Annotated in this window: 16 protein-coding genes; 7 read left to right on the top strand and 9 right to left on the bottom strand. The window is 72.7% G+C overall.

Features of this window, described 5'->3' with window-relative positions:
* Window positions 1-68: 68 nt before the first annotated feature.
* Both AB0B14_RS34435 and AB0B14_RS34440 read right to left on the bottom strand, forming a co-directional pair.
* Complete coding sequence (locus tag AB0B14_RS34435) at window positions 69-881, bottom strand: hypothetical protein (protein WP_357526252.1); 813 nt, start codon at window positions 879-881, stop codon at window positions 69-71.
* Window positions 878-1,384, bottom strand: a complete 507-nt coding sequence (locus tag AB0B14_RS34440) for a SigE family RNA polymerase sigma factor (protein ID WP_357070360.1) — start codon at window positions 1,382-1,384, stop codon at window positions 878-880. The genes AB0B14_RS34435 and AB0B14_RS34440 overlap by 4 nt, the downstream gene beginning before the upstream one ends.
* A 143-nt stretch (window positions 1,385-1,527) precedes the next feature.
* On the opposite strand from AB0B14_RS34440, the gene AB0B14_RS34445 reads away from it, so the two are divergent.
* Window positions 1,528-2,463 carry a DUF2332 domain-containing protein gene (locus AB0B14_RS34445; RefSeq protein WP_357526254.1) on the top strand — a complete coding sequence of 312 codons (936 nt, stop codon included), beginning with the start codon at window positions 1,528-1,530 and terminating at the stop codon, window positions 2,461-2,463.
* A 37-nt stretch (window positions 2,464-2,500) separates the two neighbouring features.
* Here the strand turns inward: AB0B14_RS34445 and AB0B14_RS34450 are convergent, their stop codons facing one another.
* A complete protein-coding gene (locus AB0B14_RS34450; RefSeq protein ID WP_357526255.1) occupies window positions 2,501-3,442 on the bottom strand; it encodes a MerR family transcriptional regulator in 942 nt (313 codons plus the stop codon).
* 47 nt (window positions 3,443-3,489) lie between these two features.
* Complete coding sequence (locus AB0B14_RS34455; protein ID WP_357070354.1) at window positions 3,490-4,053, bottom strand: dihydrofolate reductase family protein; 564 nt, start codon at window positions 4,051-4,053, stop codon at window positions 3,490-3,492.
* A gap of 128 nt (window positions 4,054-4,181) precedes the next feature.
* Here AB0B14_RS34455 and AB0B14_RS34460 point away from each other — a divergent pair, with 128 nt between their 5' ends.
* Window positions 4,182-4,436: a DUF5522 domain-containing protein gene (locus AB0B14_RS34460; RefSeq protein ID WP_357070352.1), complete on the top strand. Its 255-nt coding sequence runs from the start codon at window positions 4,182-4,184 to the stop codon at window positions 4,434-4,436.
* 99 nt (window positions 4,437-4,535) lie between these two features.
* Entirely contained in the window at window positions 4,536-5,084 is a 549-nt protein-coding gene (locus AB0B14_RS34465; RefSeq protein WP_357070350.1) for a hypothetical protein, read from the top strand.
* Window positions 5,085-5,105: 21 nt separating this feature from the next.
* Here the strand turns inward: AB0B14_RS34465 and AB0B14_RS34470 are convergent, their stop codons facing one another.
* Window positions 5,106-5,795, bottom strand: a complete 690-nt coding sequence (locus AB0B14_RS34470) for a metal-dependent transcriptional regulator (protein ID WP_357070348.1) — start codon at window positions 5,793-5,795, stop codon at window positions 5,106-5,108.
* Between the two features lie 100 nt (window positions 5,796-5,895).
* Here AB0B14_RS34470 and AB0B14_RS34475 point away from each other — a divergent pair, with 100 nt between their 5' ends.
* Genes AB0B14_RS34475 through AB0B14_RS34485 form a run of 3 tightly spaced genes read left to right on the top strand, consistent with a single transcriptional unit; the run spans window position 5,896 to window position 10,566 of the window.
* On the top strand, window positions 5,896-6,756 hold the full coding sequence (locus AB0B14_RS34475; protein ID WP_357070346.1) for a sulfurtransferase: 861 nt from the start codon (window positions 5,896-5,898) through the stop codon (window positions 6,754-6,756).
* A gap of 48 nt (window positions 6,757-6,804) precedes the next feature.
* Window positions 6,805-7,986, top strand: coding sequence for an acetoin utilization protein AcuC (locus tag AB0B14_RS34480; RefSeq protein WP_357526256.1), 1,182 nt, complete (start codon window positions 6,805-6,807; stop codon window positions 7,984-7,986).
* 24 nt (window positions 7,987-8,010) lie between these two features.
* Window positions 8,011-10,566 carry a GNAT family N-acetyltransferase gene (locus AB0B14_RS34485; RefSeq protein WP_357526258.1) on the top strand — a complete coding sequence of 852 codons (2,556 nt, stop codon included), beginning with the start codon at window positions 8,011-8,013 and terminating at the stop codon, window positions 10,564-10,566.
* Window positions 10,567-10,576: 10 nt separating this feature from the next.
* On the opposite strand, the gene AB0B14_RS34490 is transcribed toward AB0B14_RS34485, so the two are convergent.
* The 4 genes from AB0B14_RS34490 to sigB form a co-directional block, all read right to left on the bottom strand.
* The gene (locus AB0B14_RS34490) at window positions 10,577-10,984 is read right to left on the bottom strand and encodes a VOC family protein (RefSeq protein ID WP_357070340.1); all 408 of its coding nucleotides are present in this window, start codon (window positions 10,982-10,984) and stop codon (window positions 10,577-10,579) included.
* A gap of 19 nt (window positions 10,985-11,003) precedes the next feature.
* Complete coding sequence (locus AB0B14_RS34495) at window positions 11,004-11,429, bottom strand: SRPBCC domain-containing protein (protein WP_357526260.1); 426 nt, start codon at window positions 11,427-11,429, stop codon at window positions 11,004-11,006.
* Window positions 11,430-11,482: 53 nt separating this feature from the next.
* Complete coding sequence (locus AB0B14_RS34500) at window positions 11,483-11,863, bottom strand: metalloregulator ArsR/SmtB family transcription factor (protein ID WP_357070335.1); 381 nt, start codon at window positions 11,861-11,863, stop codon at window positions 11,483-11,485.
* A 118-nt stretch (window positions 11,864-11,981) separates the two neighbouring features.
* Complete coding sequence (sigB, locus tag AB0B14_RS34505) at window positions 11,982-12,998, bottom strand: RNA polymerase sigma factor SigB (protein ID WP_357070333.1); 1,017 nt, start codon at window positions 12,996-12,998, stop codon at window positions 11,982-11,984.
* A gap of 230 nt (window positions 12,999-13,228) precedes the next feature.
* Here sigB and AB0B14_RS34510 point away from each other — a divergent pair, with 230 nt between their 5' ends.
* Window positions 13,229-14,017, top strand: coding sequence for a sporulation protein (locus AB0B14_RS34510; protein ID WP_357070419.1), 789 nt, complete (start codon window positions 13,229-13,231; stop codon window positions 14,015-14,017).
* Window positions 14,018-14,152 lie beyond the last annotated feature (135 nt).

The following is a 14,152-nucleotide window of genomic DNA, read 5'->3' on the forward strand; positions in this document are numbered from 1 at the left end:
ACCGCGGGGCCGGGCCACTCGCACCGGGCGGGCCAGCCCGTCCTGCCGGCCCGGCGTGCGGTGTGCTGTCAACGCACCGATGTGCTGCCAGCCCGCGTCGAGGTGGGTCTCGGGACATTCGGTGCCGTCACCGCCCGCCGCCAGGACTGAGCCGTCGACTGGTCGTAGTAGCGGGTGAACCCACAACCCCAGGCGATGGCGTCGTCGAACGGAGATCCGCCGGGACGAGGCTGCCGAGGCCCACCGCTGACGAGCAACCGCGATCCGATCGCGTACGAACTGAAGGTCTCCGCCGTGGGGTCGTGCGTCCCCGGCACGGGCGGAAACATGTCCACGGTGACGCGCGACGCCGTACCACCGGAGAACCACTCGCCGACGGTGAAGGTGACTCCCACCAGGTCCAGCCTGTCGACGCCCGGACGGTTGGTGTGGGCTGGTCCGATGGTGGCCACGACACCGTCGAACGCGAACGCCCGATTGGCGATGGCCCCCGGGGTGGGTCTCTCCACACAACTCGCCGCGCCACGCTCCGGCAGTGGCCCGGACCGGTCCTGCGTCGGACTGTCCCCGTCGGTCGCCGCCGAGCCGGACGGGGTCGCCGCCGAGCCGGACGGGGTCGCCGCCGAGCCGGACGGGGTCGTCGGGCGCCGCCCGTCGGCAGTGTCGTTTCCGCCCCGAGGTCCCGCACCGACGGAGTCCATGGCGACAACGCCGCCGCCAAGCGCGAGGGCTGTCGCTGCGGCAGCACCGAAGAGCGCGACCTGCCGCCTCCTGCGCTGCGCCGATCTGCCCGCGCGGAGCAGTTGGTCCACCGGCGCAGGCCCGACCGGCACACGGCCCGCGAGTCGTTCGAGCATTCGGCCGGCTTCCTCGTCGTTCATACGTGACTCCCTCCGCGCAGGTCGGACATGTTGGCATCGGCGGACAGCTGCGCCAGGGCGCGGGACAGGCGGCTCTTCACCGTGCCGCGGGCGATGTGGAGGGCTTCGGCGATCTGCTGATCGCTCAGCTGCGCGTAGTACCGGAGAACGACAACCTCACGATTCGCCCGGCTCAGGCCGGCAAGCGCACGGCTCACCGCGTCGGCCGCGTCCACCCGGGTGGTGGCGTCGGCCTCCGCTCGTTCGGGCACGGCGGACGCGGGTATCTCGCCCCACCATCGCCGTCGACGGCTGTCGCGATGGGAGTTCACCAGGATCCGGTACACGTAGGCATCCCGATCATCCGCTTTCGTCACCTTGAGCCAGGACACGTAGCAACGCATGAGGGCCGTCTGGGCCAGGTCCTCCGCGTCCGGCATGGTGCAACCGAGAAGAACAGCGGCGCGCACGAGAGCAGGCCAACGCTTGCTCGCGTACGTGGAGAATTCTTCATCTCGCTTCACTCGCCCCCCAGTCGGATCCGGCCGCCCCTACTCCTTAGACGGGCTACCTGGCGCATTTGGGTCCACGACTGTCGACCCCGCGGGTGAGACGGCGCACGGGCACGAGGGCTGAACGGCCGGGGAACGGCTGCGACGATGAGGGCATGACGACCGCTCAGGAGTACGTGGAGTTCGGCAGCCGGGAGGCGCGTGGGGTGTCGCCCACGTACGAGCGTCTGGCGCACGCCGTCGCCCACGACGACGCCCTGCTCGCCCTGCTCGACGGGCTCCCGCCGGCCAAGCGGCAGCCGAATCTGCTGTTCGGCGTGGTGCGCTGGCTCGGTGGCCCGGTCGACGACCCGGCCACCTTCCACGACTACGTGGTGACGCACTGGCCCGCCGTCGAGGCGGAGCTGCGCACCCGGGCCACCCAGACGAACGAGGCGGGCCGGTGCGCGGTCCTGCTGCCGCTGCTCGCCGCGCTGCCGCAGCCGCTGGCCCTGTTGGAGGTCGGTGCGTCGGCCGGCCTCTGCCTCTACCCCGACCGGTACGCGTACCGCTACGGCGATCATCAGGTGGGCTCGGGTGCGCCGGTCCTCGACTGCGCGGCCAACGGGTTGGTGCCGCCGAGCCGCGTACCCCGGGTGGTGTGGCGGGCTGGCCTGGACCTCAACCCGCTCGACGTGACCGACCCCGGCGACGTGTCCTGGTTGGACGCCCTGATCTGGCCGGAGCACGCGCACCGGCGGGCCCGGTTGCGGGCCGCGGCGGCGGTCGCCGCGGCCGACCCTCCGCTGCTGGTCCGCGGCGATCTGGTGGACGACCTGCCGGCGCTGGCCGCTCGCGCGCCGGCCGACGCGACGCTCGTGGTCTTCCACAACTCGGTGCTCTACCAGGTGCCGTCGCCGCGCCGGGACGCGTTCGTCCGCCTGGTCCGTGAGCTGCCGGGGCACTGGATCGCGAACGAGGCGCCGGAGGTGCTCCGGTACGACACGTTGCCCGAGCCGCCGAACGACGCGCTGCACAACGTCCTCGCGCTCGACGGGAAGCCGCTGGCCTGGGCCCGGGGCCACGGCCAGGCGATGACCTGGTTCGGCTGAAACCGCCCAGCCCAGCCGCCCGGCCAGCCCAGCCGGCTCAGTGAACCGGTTCGGGCATCCGGGCGTGCAGGGCCCGGATGAACCAGTCCACCGCCGGCGCTGTCGCATCGCCGGTCGACCAGCCGTTGAGCACCGCCAACAGGTCGAGGTAGCGGTCCCGGCGAGGATCGTTGGCCGGCACCAGCCGGTCGAGCAACCGCCGACGCAGGTCGGCGTTGTCGGAGTGACCGTGCAGGCTCGCGTACCGGCTGGTGACTGCCGCGACCACCGGATCGGCGGCCGGGCTGGCCGGGTCGACGCCGGCCGCGAGAGCGGGAGCCACCGCGTCCCGGACCACCGCGACGGCGTCTGGGCGGGGCAGCCCCGGGACGTCGTGGTCGGCGGCGTGTTGCCGCGCCAGCCGCCGCATCCGTGCCCGGAAGTCAGGGTCCCGGCACACCTCGGCCAGCTCCAGCCACGCCTCGACCTGCTCGGTGGTGGGGTCGTCGGGAAGCTCCGGTGTCATCGAGACGAGCACACCCGGGTACGCGGGCTGGTCGCCGAGGCCGGCGAAGACGCTGGCCAGGAAGTCGGCCACCAACTGCCCCCGCTGGCGTGTGCCGAGCTGGGCCAACCGGTGCAGCTCGTCGACCTCGGCCGGGCCCGACCCGCGCCTCGCCGCGACGGCGAGCACCGCCTGGCGTAGCCGCAGCACCCGGATCTGCACCGCCAACGCCTCGGCGTGCGCGGCGGTCACCTCGTGCAGGGGCACCTCGTGATTCACCACCCGTCGGATGGCGGCCAGGTCCACGCCCAGGTCACGCAGCGTCCGGACCAGCTCCAGCCGGGCAACCGCCGCGGCGTCGAAGAGGCGATAGCCGGTCGGGCTCCGGTCCGTCGGTGGCACGATCCCGCTGTCCGCGTAGTACCGGATGGTCTTGACGCTCAGGCCGGTGCGCCGGGCCAGCTCGCCGATCGTGTACCGCGTTGCACCACTCATGCCCCCACCCTCGTGTCTCCCCCCGCTGGAGACTCAAGCGACAGACGTCAGCGAACCCGTTCGTGGCGGAGCAGGACCACACCGTTGCCGAAGGCGCGGCTCTCCGTGAGCCGCAGCCCGGTCGGGGCGTCGGCGTCGGGAAAGAGCCGGCGACCCCGACCGAGCAACACCGGGTGGACGTAGATCCGGTACTCGTCGATCAGGTCGTGCCGGGCGAACGTCGCGGCCAGGTCGGCCCCGCCGAGCCCCAGGTCACCGCCGGGCTCGGCCTTGAGTCGTCGTACCTCCTCCGGGTCCACCTCCCGCACCACCGTGGCGTTCCAGTCGGCATGGTCGAGCGTGCGGGAGTAGACGATCTTCGGTATGCGCCGCCAGATGCCGGCGAACTCACGCACCGGGGCACTGCTCGTCGGGTCCTGGTCGGCGGTCGGCCAGAAGTCGGCCATCAGCTCGTAGCTCACCCGGCCGTTGAGGAACCCACCCATCGGCGCGATCACGTCGTTGAAGTGCTGGTGCAGCTCCTCGTCGACCTGGTGCCAACCGATGTCGCCACCCGGGCCCTCGAAGAACCCGTCCAACGACAGGCTCATGTGCACAACGATCTTTCGCATCGCGTCTCCTCCGTGCTCGGCACAACGATCGATCCCGAGCATCGTCGGACCCTACGACGAAAACAGCATGGGTACGGTCGGCGGGTCGCCTCTAGACTCCTGCGCGTGACCGCGAAGGACTGCTGCTGGTGACCGGGGAGCGACGTCCCCTGGCGGGTCGGCCGCTGACTGAGCCGCACCCGTCCCGGCTGTCGCCCGCGCACCCCGACCGGGCCGGGATCCTCGCCGCGCACGCCGCCGCGCTGGCCGCCGACGAGGCCGGCTACCTCGACCCGGCGAGCGGGTTGTTCGTGCTCAGCGCCGGGTTCCTGGCCAAGCGCGGCACCTGCTGCGGGCGCGGCTGCCGGCACTGCCCGTACGTGGACGATCCACCGCCGGAATAGGTGTCAGCGGAGGGCTTCCGCCCGACACCGCCACCCCGTACGGTGTCCGACGGACATCCGGCGGGCGCCTTCCGCCGTCGGTCGGCGAGAGGGTGGAGCGTGCGCGGGCGGATCGTGGTCGGAGGGCTGGCGGGGCTGCTGGTGAGCGGCTGCGCCGCCGAGGCCGAGCCGGTGGCGGTGCCGCCGCCGGTGCCGATCGTGGTGGAGGTGGCGGCGGCCTCCTCGGGCGGCGCCTGCCGGCTGCTGGACTTCGCGGTGACCGAGCAGGTGGTGAAGACGCGCTTCGACGTCGCGGCGGCCAGCGAACAGGGCGACACGCACGCGTGTGTGCTCCGGGCCGGGGGTGCGGCGCTGCCGGAGCTGACGCTGAGTGTGTCCGAGACCACTATCGACAAGGCCACCTTCGCGGCGGACGTGGTGCCGGACAAGGCGGCGAAGATCACCGGGCTGGGGCAGCAGGCGTACCGGCGGACCACCGCCGCGGCGAGCGGGCACGGACCGGTCGCCGAGGTGGGCTGGCTGGCCACCGACGGGCGGCTGGCCACGTTGAGCTGGACCGGTGCGCGTGGCAGCGAGCGCGCGGCGGCGGAGAAGCTGACCGGTGACCTGGCCGCACTGGCCAAGAAGGTGGACACCCGGGCGCTGTGACGCGCCCGGGCGGCCGGTTGGTCAGTTGGCGGCGACGAAGACCCGGGAGGCGACCTCGCGGGGCAGCCGCACCCGGTCGCCCGACCGGTCGATCGACACCCCGTCACGCTCCTGCGCCACGGTCACCGTGGCACCCGGGTCGACACCGGCGGCGTGCAGTTGACGCAGCACGTTGGCGTCCTTCTGCACGCTCTCGCAGATCCGGCGGACCACGACCGGCCCGGAGAGGCCGGGGAAGGCCAGGTTGCGCTCACCCTCGGCGGCCTCGGTGGCCTCCTCGGCCGACGAGCCCAGCTCCTGTAGACCCGGGATCGGGTTGCCGTACGGGGAGCGGGTCGGCCGGTTGAGCAGGTCGTACACCCGCTTCTCCACCGCGTCGCTCATCACGTGCTCCCAGCGGCAGGCCTCCTCGTGGGCCTCCTCGTAGGGCATCCCGATGACGTTGACCAGCAGCAGTTCGGCGAGGCGGTGCTTGCGCATCACCGACACGGCAGTGCCGCGGCCCTGTGCGGTGAGTGTCAGGTGCCGGTCGCCCTCGACGGTGAGCAGGCCGTCGCGCTCCATCCGGGCGACGGTCTGGCTCACCGTCGGGCCACTCTGCTGCAGCCGTTCGGCGATCCGGGCACGCAGCGGTGGCACCCCTTCCTCTTCCAACTCGAGGATGGTGCGCAGGTACATTTCGGTCGTATCGACCAGGTCGTGAGACTTCATAACGTCAGCGGCCCTCCGGTGCACGATGCTACCTCGGGGAAGGGCCAGCGACCGCCGCCGAGCCGTGAGCCGGCGGCACGAATGGTGTTGGATGGTCGTCATGTCCGGTACCCAGGAGCCGTTGGTCGAGGTCGACCGGCTCGCCGCCGAGCTCGACCACGCCGATCCGCCCACCCTGCTCGACGTCCGCTGGCGGCTCGTCGGCCCGCCCGGCCGCGACGACTACCTCGCCGGCCACCTGCCCGGCGCGGTCTTCGTCGACCTGGACACCGCGCTCTGCGGGCCGCCGGGGGCCGGCGGTCGACACCCCCTTCCCGACCCGGAGGCCCTACAGGCCGCGCTGCGGGCCGCCGGCGTCCGCGCCGGTCACCCCGTGGTGGTGTACGACGGCGGCGACGGCCTGGCCGCGGCGCGGGCCTGGTGGACGCTGCGGTGGGCGGGGCACCGACCGGTGCGTCTGCTGCACGGTGGCTACCCGGCCTGGGTCGCCGCCGACCGACCCGTCTCCACCGACGCGCCCGCCCCGACTCCCGGCGACGTCGAGGTACGTCCCGGTGATCTTCCGGTGCTCGACGCGGGGCAGGCCGCCGAGTTGGCCGCCGCGGACGACGCGGTGTTGCTCGACGTGCGGGCGGCACCCCGCTACCGGGGCGAGGTCGAGCCGATCGACCCGGTCGCCGGACACGTGCCGGGAGCGGCGAACCTGCCCGCCGGCGAGTACGTCGGCCCGGACGGGCGCTTCCTGGCCGCCGACGCGCTGAGTGAGCGGTTCGCCGCCGCCGGGGTGACCGGCGCGCGGGCCGTCGGGGCGTACTGCGGCTCCGGGGTGACCGCCGCGCAGGCGGTGCTCGCGCTGCACCTGGCCGGCCGCACGGACGCCGCGCTCTACGTCGGTTCCTGGAGCAACTGGGTGGCCGACCCGACGCGTCCGATCGCCTCCGGGCCGACATCTGGGCGCTGACCAGCGCGTGCGGTGGGTCGGTGACGGTCCTCGTGCGACGATGGGCGCATGTCCGACGACACGGTGGTGGTGTGGGACGAGTCGCTGCTCGCCTACGACATGGGTGACCATCCGCTCGACCCGGTCCGGGTGGAGCTGACCGTCGCGCTGGCCCGCGAGCTGGGCGTCCTGGATCGGCCCGGGGTGCGGCTGGTCAAGCCGGAGCTCGCCGACGACGCCCTGCTCACCCGGGTGCACCACCCGGCCTACCTGGCCGCGGTGCGGGCCGCGCCCCGTGATCCGCTCTTCGCCGGGTACGGGCTGGGCACGTCCGACAACCCGATCTTCGACGGGATGCACGAGGCCAGCGCGCTGATCACCGGCGCGACGGTGGCCGCCGCCGAGGCGGTCTGGCGTGGCGACGCCCGGCGAGCGGTGAACGTGGCCGGTGGCCTGCACCACGCGATGCCCGCCCGCGCCGCCGGGTTCTGTGTCTACAACGACCCCGCGGTGGCCATCGCCCGCCTGCTCGACCTGGGCGCGGAACGGATCGCGTACGTGGACGTCGACGTACACCACGGCGACGGCGTCCAGGAGATCTTCTGGGACGACCCGCGGGTGCTCACGGTCAGCCTGCACGAGACTCCGCTCGCCCTCTTCCCGTACACCGGTTTTCCGGACGAGACGGGTGGGCCGGGCGCGCAGGGCAGCGTGGTCAACATGCCGCTGCCGCCGGGTGTCGACGACACCGGTTGGCAGCGGGCGTTCCACGCGATCGTGCCGTCGGTGCTGCGCGCGTTCCGGCCGCAGGTGCTCGTCACCCAGTGCGGCGCCGACGGGCACCGCCTGGATCCGCTCGCCGATCTCAACCTGACGGTGGACGGGCAGCGGGCCACCTACCTGGCCATGCGGGCACTCGCCGACGAGCTGTGCGACGGCCGGTGGGTGGCCACCGGCGGCGGCGGGTACGCGCTTGTCGAGGTGGTGCCCCGGGCCTGGACCCACCTGCTGGCCGTGGCCACCGGTGACCCGGTCGACCCGGCCACGCTCACCCCGCCGGGCTGGCGGGACCTGGTCGTCTCCCGCCGTCTGGGCCGGGAGGTGCCGCTGCGGATGACCGACGACGCGGACCCGTCGTACGAGCCGTGGCAGCCGACCGGCGAGCCGACCGCCGTGGACCGGGCCATCGCGGCGACCCGCAAGGCGGTCTTTCCGCTGCTCGGGCTCGACCCGCACGATCCGCGGGACTGAGCCGGGCGGGGGAGGGACGCGCCGGTGACGACAGTGGACCAGCCGGTGGACGTGCTGCTCAGCGACGGCAGCACCGTCCAGTTGCGACAGATCGAGCCGACCGACGCGCCGGGCATCGTGGCGATGCACAGCAGGTTCTCCGAGCGCACCCGCTACCTGCGGTATTTCTCCCCGTACCCGCGCATCCCGGAACGGGACCTGATCCGGTTCGTCACCGTCGACCACCACGACCGGGAGGCGTTCGTGGTGCTCGCCGCCGATCGGATCGTCGCGGTCGGCCGCTACGAGCGGCTCGGCCCGCAGGCGCCGGACGCCGAGGTGGCCTTCGTGGTGGAGGACGCCTACCAGGGCCGGGGCATCGGTTCGGTGCTGATGGAGCACTTGGCCGACACCGCCCGCCGTAACGACATCATGAGTTTCGTCGCCGAGGTGCTCCCGGTCAACGGGACGATGCTGCGGGTCTTCGCCGACTTCGGTTACCAGGTCCAGCGCGAGTACGCCGACGGCGTGGTGCACCTGAGCTTCCCGATCGCGCCCACCGAGGCCACGCTGGAGGTGCAGCGCGGGCGCGAGCACCGCACCGAGGCCCGTTCGATCGCCCGGCTGCTCGCCCCACGCGGCATCGTCGTCTACGGTGCCAGCGCCACCGGCCAGGGCGTCGGCGCGGCGGTGCTCGGGCACCTCCGCGACGGCGGTTTCACCGGGGCGGTCGTGCCGGTGCATCCGAGCGCGTCGACGGTGGCGGGCCTGCCCGCGTACCCCTCGGCGGTCGACGCCGGGACGCCACTGGACCTGGCGGTGGTGGCGGTCCCCCCGGAGGCGGCGACCGCGGTGGTCGCCGACGCCGCGGCCGCCGGGGTGCACGGTCTGGTGGTCATCTCGGCCGGCTTCGCCGAGGCCGGCGCCGAGGGCGCGGCCACGCAGCGGGCGCTGGTCCGCGCGGCGCACGCCGCCGGCATGCGGGTCGTCGGCCCGAACTGCCTGGGCGTGGCCAACACCGACCCGACGGTACGCCTCAACGCCACCCTCGCCCCGGCCCTGCCGCCGGCCGGCCGGGTCGGCATCTTCAGTCAGTCCGGTGCGTTCGGGGTGGCGCTGCTCGCCGAGGCGGACCGGCGTGGCCTCGGCCTGTCCAGTTTCGTCTCGGCCGGCAACCGGGCCGACGTCTCCGGCAACGACCTGCTGCAATACTGGCAGGACGACCCGGGCACCGACGTGATCATGTTGTACCTGGAGACGTTCGGTAACCCGCGCAAGTTCGCCCGGCTGGCCCGGCGGATCGGTCGCGCCAAACCTGTCGTCGCGCTCGCCTCGCCGGCCCGCCCGGTCGGGGTGGGTGACACCGCCGGTCCGGACGAGGTGGCGGTGGCGGCGCTCTTTGCCCAGTCCGGGGTGATCCGGGTGGACACCGTGCCGGAGTTGCTCGACGTGGGTGTGCTGCTGGCCAACCAGCCGTTGCCGGCCGGTGGCCGGGTCGGTGTGGTGGGCAACTCGTCGGCCCTCACCGGGCTGGCCGCCACCGCCTGCGTGGGGCAGGGCCTCACCGTGGCCGAGGGCTATCCCCGCGACGTCGGGCCGAGCGCCGGTGCGGCCGAGTTCGCCGCCGCTCTCGAACAGACGGCCGGCGACGAGCGGGTGGATGCCCTGGTGGTGGTCTTCGCTCCGCCGCTGCCGGGCCAACTGACCGAGGTGGACGCCGCCGTGACAGCCGCGCTTCCGGCGGCCCTCGCGCTGGGCAAACCGACGGTGGCGACGTTCCTGGTCGGGCGGCTGCCGCCGGGGGTGCCCGCGTACGCCGGGGTGGAGGAGGCGGTCCGGGCCCTCGCCCGGGTGCACCGGTACGCGCAGTGGCTCCGCCGCCCACCCGGGGTAGCACCCGAGGTGCCGGGCGTCGACCGGGTCGCCGCGTCTGCCGCGTTCCGCACCGAGGCCACCGACGCGGGGGCGCTGCTGGCCGCGTACGGGATCGACGTGGTGGCGTCGCTGCCCGTCGACTCGGCGGACTCGGCGGTCGACGCGGCGGCGCTGCTGGGCTATCCGGTGGCGCTCAAGGCCGCCGCTCCGGGGCTGCGGCACCGGCTCGACCTCGGCGCGGTCCGGCTCGACCTGCCCGACGAGCCGACCCTCCGTCGGGCGTACACCGAGGTGGCGGCGGCCTTCGGCGCGGACGCGCTGGTCCAGCCGATGGTCGCGCCCGGGGTGGCGTGTGTGGTGGAGCTGGTGGAGGATCCGGCGTTCGGGCCGGTGGTCGGCTTCGGTCTCGGCGGGGTCGCCACCGAGCTGCTCGGCGACCGGGCCTGGCGGGCGGTGCCGCTGACCGACACCGACGCGGCCGAGTTGGTCGACGAGCCCCGGGCGGCGCCGCTGCTGCGCGGGCACCGGGGTGCCGCGCCGGTCGACCGGACCGCCCTGGCCGACCTGTTGCTGCGGGTGGGGCGGCTTGCCGACGAGCAGCCCCGCGTGCGGTCGCTGACCCTGAACCCGGTGCTCGCCCGTCCGGACGGCATCGCGGTCCTGCATGCGCAGGTCCGGGCGGGCGGCGAGGCCGCCCGCCCGGACACTGGCCCCCGCCGCCTCTGACGGTGCCTGGTCAGGGCCGGCTGGAGATCTGTTGGACGCCCCAGGTGTTGCCGTCCGGGTCGGCGAAGAAGACGAAGCCGACGTTGTCGAGTGGGTCCGGCACCGGCCGCGGGTTCTGTCCCACCACCTGGATCTCACTGACCTCCACACCCCGCTCGACCAGCTCGGCGTGGGCCCGCTTCAGGTCGGGCACCACCAGTTGCAGGCCCCGGAGCGAGCCCGGCGGCATCTCCGGGACGACGCCCTTGCCGATCACGATCGAGCAACCGGAGCCGGGCGGGGTCAGCTGCACGATCCGCGCGTCGTCGCTGATCACCGTGTCGTGATCGACGGTGAAGCCGAGCTGGTCGGCGTAGAACTTTTTCGCCCGCTCCACATCGGAGACCGGAACGATCACCACTTCCAGGGTCCAGTTCACGGTTGCTCTCCTCGTGTCGTCATTGGCAACGCAGCAGGTCGGCGAGCCGGGTGAAGCTCTGCCCGACCCCCCGGGTCATCGGGTAGCGCAGCACGGTGTCCCGCCCCTGGGCGGTGGCGTAGCGCAACGTGGTGGTGACTGTCGTCCGGCCGGCCAGTTCGGTGAACTCGTGGCTGACCAGCGTCTCGCCCGGGTAGGACTGGTCCTCGAAGAGCTCGGTGCAGACCAGCCAGCGCGCTGGCTCGATGTGCCGGTAGACCCCAGCCTGGACCATCCGGGCGCCCTCCGGGCCCTGCGACACGAACCGCCACCGGCCGCCGACCCGCAGGTCGACGTCGCACTCCACCAGGCTCCAGCCGCGCGCGCCGTACCACCGGACGAGCAGCTCGGGTTGGGTGAAGGCGGCGAACACCAGCCGCGCCGGTGCCTCGAACAGCCGGCTCATCACGATCTTCCGAGCACCCGGGGTGTGGACGACGAGCGGGTCGTCGGCGCCGCTCACCCGCGCGGCCCGTCCGGTCGGGAGCGTCGGCGGTCGGCGTCGGTCTGGTCGACGGCCCGGAGTTCGTCGAGCAGCGCGTCGAGGCGCTGATAGCTTTCCGCCCAGTAGTCGCGGTAGTCGGCGAGCCAGGCCGTCGCCTCCCGCAGCGGGCGGGCCTCCAACCGGCAGGGTCGTCGCTGGGCGTCCCGCCGCCGGCTGACGAGGCCGGCGCGTTCCAGCACCCGGAGGTGCTTGGAGATGGCCGGCTGGCTCATCGCGAATGGCTCTGCCAGCTCCGTCACGGTCGCCTCCCCGGCCGCGAGCCGGGCGAGGATGGCCCGCCGGGTCGGGTCGGCCAGCGCCGCGAAGGTCGCGTCCAGCAGCTCGGTGTCCCCCACGTATAACCTCCTGGTTTTATAACCATGTGGTTTTACCGTGGACGGGTGGCGCCGGTCAAGCACCCGGACAGCGTGGAAGGCCCCGGCGAACCGCCAGGGCCTTCCACGAGCGTGGGCGTCAGCAGGCGTACGCCTCCAGGCGCTGCGCGCGTTCCGGGGCGCGCAGCTTCAGCAGCGTCACCTTCTCGATCTGCCGGATCCGCTCCCGGGACAGGCCGAACTCGCGCCCGACCTCATCCAACGTGCGCTGCCGGCCGTCGTCCAGACCGAACCGGAGCCGGATGACCGCCTGCTCCCGCTGGGACAGGGTGGCCAGCACGATGCTGACCTCGTTGCGCAGCTCGCCCTGGGCGGCGGAGTCGCCCGGTTCGGTGCGCGGGTCCACCGAGGCCACGAAGTCGCCGAGCGCGCTCTCGCCGTCGTCGCCGACGGCCTGGTCCAGGCTGACCGGCTCCCGGTCGTAGGAGATCAGCTCGATGACCTGGATCTCGGGGATCTCCAGGGCGCGGGCGACCTCGGCGACCGTCGGCTCGCGGCCCAGCGTCACCGCCAACTCCCGACGGGCCCGCACCATCCGGTTGACCTGCTCGACCATGTGCACCGGAATGCGGATGGTGCGCGCCTGGTCGGCCATCGCCCGGGTGATCGCCTGCCGGATCCACCAGGTCGCGTACGTGGAGAACTTGTAACCCTTGGCGTAGTCGAACTTCTCCACCGCGCGGATCAGACCGAGGTTGCCCTCCTGGATCAGGTCGAGGAACGCCATGCCGCGCCCGGTGTAGCGCTTGGCGATGCTGACCACCAGCCGCAGGTTCGCCTCCAACAGATGGTCCTTGGCCGCCCGGCCCTCCGCGACGACGATCTCCAGGTCGGCCCGCAGCTCCTCGGAGACCGGGGTGCAGGTGGCCAGCTTCTCGTCCGCGAACAGGCCGGCCTCGATCCGGCGGGCCAGATCGACCTCCTGCGCGGCGGTCAGCAACTTCGTCCGGCCGATCCCGTTGAGATACGCCCGGACCAGGTCGGTCGAGATGCCACGCTCGTCGGTGGCGTCCAGGTCGGCGAGGACCTCGGAGGTCCCGTCGGTGTCGGTCGTGGTGGCCAGTCGCGCCCGGTGTTCCATCATCTGCAGGACCATCTCTGTCTCCCCGTTTCCACGTCTGTGCCGTGTCTCCGGCCCAGTGGCGCCGGTGTGAAACACAGCTTGGCGGGCAGGGCGTAAAACGGGAGTGAGGCGATCGGGCACCCGACAGGAAATGGGCGCGATCGTTGGTACGGAGTGTCGTCCCGCGGTGGGGTTGCCCGGCACGGCTACCTTGCGGACGGTCGGCCGCCTCGGCTCGACGACGACGAAAGATGGAGGACGGTGTGGTCTTCAAGCGGCTCATGAAGGCGATGGGGGTCGGCGGCCCGTCGGTCGAGACGGTGCTGGCCAACCCGAACTGCCGCCCGGGCGGGCAGTTGGAGGGCCGCATCCAGGTGCTCGGCGGTGACCACCAGGTCGACATCGACCATGTGACCCTCGGCCTCGTCACCCGAGTCGAGGTCGAGAGCGGCGACAGCGACCACGAGACCACCCAGGAGTTCCGCCGCCAGCGGATCACCGGCCCGTTCCGGCTGGAGCCGGGGCAGCGCCACGACATCCCGTTCCGCTTCGACGTGCCGTGGGAAACACCGATCACCGACCTGTACGGGCAGCACCTGCACGGCATGACGATGGGTCTGCGTACCGAGCTGGAGGTTGCCCGCGCCGTCGACAAGGGCGACCTGGACGCGGTGTCGGTGCATCCGCTGCCCGCGCAGGAGCGACTGCTGGACGCGTTGCTGCGACTGGGTTTCCGCTTCGCACGCGCCGATGTGGAGCGTGGTCACATCTACGGCGTACGGCAGACGTTGCCGTTCTATCAGGAGATCGAGTTCGCTCCGGCCCCGCAGTACGCCCGCTCGATCAACCAGTTGGAGGTCACCTTCATCGCCGACGCCCAGCAGATGCAGGTCGTGCTGGAGGTCGACAAGCGCGGTGGCGTCTTCAGCGAGGGCCGGGACGCCTTCGGCCGGTTCACCGTCGACCACGCCACCGCCGACCGCACCGACTGGACCGCCGAACTGGACAACTGGCTCCGCCAGTCCCTAACCCGCCGAGGCCTCTTCTCCTAACCCACCCCCACCCCCACCCCCACCCACCCACCCAGCGCGTTGATCATGAGGTTATTGCCACGACACGCCGGGTGGTTTCTAGGCTTCAGTGCAACTGATCTTGGTTGTGGTGGAGGTGCTGGTGGCGAGGCCGGG

It is taken from the genome of Micromonospora sp. NPDC049171 (assembly GCF_040648275.1).
Classification (GTDB): domain Bacteria; phylum Actinomycetota; class Actinomycetes; order Mycobacteriales; family Micromonosporaceae; genus Micromonospora.

Bases quoted from the DNA above. Each gene is read 5' to 3' on its own strand.
- AB0B14_RS34450 (WP_357526255.1), bottom strand. From the start codon at position 3,442: ATGAGTGGTGCAACGCGGTACACGATCGGCGAGCTGGCCCGGCGCACC.
- AB0B14_RS34475 (WP_357070346.1), top strand. From the start codon at position 5,896: ATGTCCGGTACCCAGGAGCCGTTGGTCGAGGTCGACCGGCTCGCCGCC.
- AB0B14_RS34455 (WP_357070354.1), bottom strand. From the start codon at position 4,053: ATGCGAAAGATCGTTGTGCACATGAGCCTGTCGTTGGACGGGTTCTTC.
- AB0B14_RS34435 (WP_357526252.1), bottom strand. From the start codon at position 881: ATGAACGACGAGGAAGCCGGCCGAATGCTCGAACGACTCGCGGGCCGT.
- AB0B14_RS34470 (WP_357070348.1), bottom strand. From the start codon at position 5,795: ATGAAGTCTCACGACCTGGTCGATACGACCGAAATGTACCTGCGCACC.
- AB0B14_RS34480 (WP_357526256.1), top strand. From the start codon at position 6,805: ATGTCCGACGACACGGTGGTGGTGTGGGACGAGTCGCTGCTCGCCTAC.
- AB0B14_RS34445 (WP_357526254.1), top strand. From the start codon at position 1,528: ATGACGACCGCTCAGGAGTACGTGGAGTTCGGCAGCCGGGAGGCGCGT.
- sigB (WP_357070333.1), bottom strand. From the start codon at position 12,998: ATGGTCCTGCAGATGATGGAACACCGGGCGCGACTGGCCACCACGACC.
- AB0B14_RS34495 (WP_357526260.1), bottom strand. From the start codon at position 11,429: ATGAGCCGGCTGTTCGAGGCACCGGCGCGGCTGGTGTTCGCCGCCTTC.